A 1,522-nucleotide genomic window follows, 5' to 3' on the forward strand; every position below is an offset into this window, starting at 1 on the left:
CTTTTGCGCAGCATTTCGTGCTTAGTTAGCCAAAAACCTTGTAATCCTAGAGCGTTGTAGCCGCGTCTTGCGGCTGCGGACATAACTGCACCAGATTTCAGTTGGCAGCTGCTGCAATCAGACCGGAAACGCCAACCAGGGTGATTGCCCGACGGATGTTGTACGCCAGCGCCGTCAGGCTGAACTCGCCCCGCACGTTTTCGAGACGCCTCATCAGGAATGCACCTTGTCCCATCCACTGCTTGATTGTGCCGAATGGATGTTCAACGGTCTCACGACGTATATCCAGAAGTTCTGGCCTTGCGCGCAAGCGCTCCGCCATTTGCTCCAGCAAGGCTTCGTCCTCGGCCCGGGTGATCTTGCGATATGAGCCGTTGGTGCAGAGGGAACGAAGATCGCAGGTCCGACAGGCGGCACGATTGCAATACTCGATCTTCGTCGGGCCCCGTGTCTTGTCGACATATCTTGGTTCAAGAGTTTGGCTTCCAGGGCAAATATAGACATCGGCCACCGCGTCGTAGCGGAACATCTCTTTTGTGAAATGACCGCTGCGTGCCGCGATGCTGTTGTTCGGCTTGCAAACATGCGGAATGACGGCGGCGGCATTACAAGCAGCAATATCCTCCATGCTGTAGTAGCCTCGGTCCGCGACAGCCTTTATCTCGTCCACGGCCAAGTTCTCGCGTGCGGCGTTCGCCGTTTCAGCTAACAGACCCTGGTCGGCGACACGGCTGTGGACTTGCTGTTCGGCGATGAGCTTATGCTTGGTGTCAACGGCAATCTGAACATTGTAGCCGACGCTCACACGGCTCGACGGATGCATCGCGCGGCTGTCTGGGTCCGTCAGCGATATCTGATCCTCCGCACTCTTTGCGAGGTCGGACTGGCAGGCTTCAAGATGAACGCGCCGTTCCCGTACCTTTGCGATCTTTGCCTGCAAATCTTTGGCTTTGGATGGATCAGCTCCGTCTACGTCGTCCTTGTCCGCGATATCCAGTTGCTTCAGATAGCGGTCCAGCTTCTCTTCGCTTTCGCGGAGGCTTCTTTCCAGCTTTGCTTTTGTGAAATTACGATCCCGGCTATTTACGGCCTTCAGGCGGGTGCCATCAACGGCAACCAACTCGCGGCCGTACAGATCGAGCTCCCGGCAGAGAACAACGAACGCCCTGAAGACCTGTCGGAATGCGGCCCGGTTGTCACGCCGGAAGTCAGCGATCGTTTTGAAATCGGGAGAAAGACGGCGCATCAGCCAGATGACCTCAATGTTGCGCCGTGTTTCAATTTCTAGGCGTCGGCTGGACCGCACCCTGTTAAGATACCCATAGATGTAGAGCTTAAGCAGGTCAGCGGGATTATAGCCTGGCCTACCGGTGGCCTTGCCGCGGACCCGTGCAAAGCCGCACGCCTCCAGGTCCAGACTATCGACAAATGCTTCGATGAACCGGACAGGATTGTCCGGCGCTACATAGTCGTCCACGGACTCTGGCAAGAGCAGAAGCTGAGATCGGTCATCACCTGAGAT

1 protein-coding gene is annotated in these 1,522 nt (G+C 56.4%); it reads right to left on the reverse strand.

The annotated features are described in order from the left end of the window. Positions 1-97 precede the first annotated feature (97 nt). Positions 98-1,522 (reverse strand): IS1182 family transposase (locus tag GIY56_RS18275; protein WP_154766257.1); only part of this gene is annotated, 1,425 nt, incomplete at its 5' end.

It is taken from the genome of Paracoccus lichenicola (assembly GCF_009708075.1).
GTDB classification, from domain to species: domain Bacteria; phylum Pseudomonadota; class Alphaproteobacteria; order Rhodobacterales; family Rhodobacteraceae; genus Paracoccus; species Paracoccus lichenicola.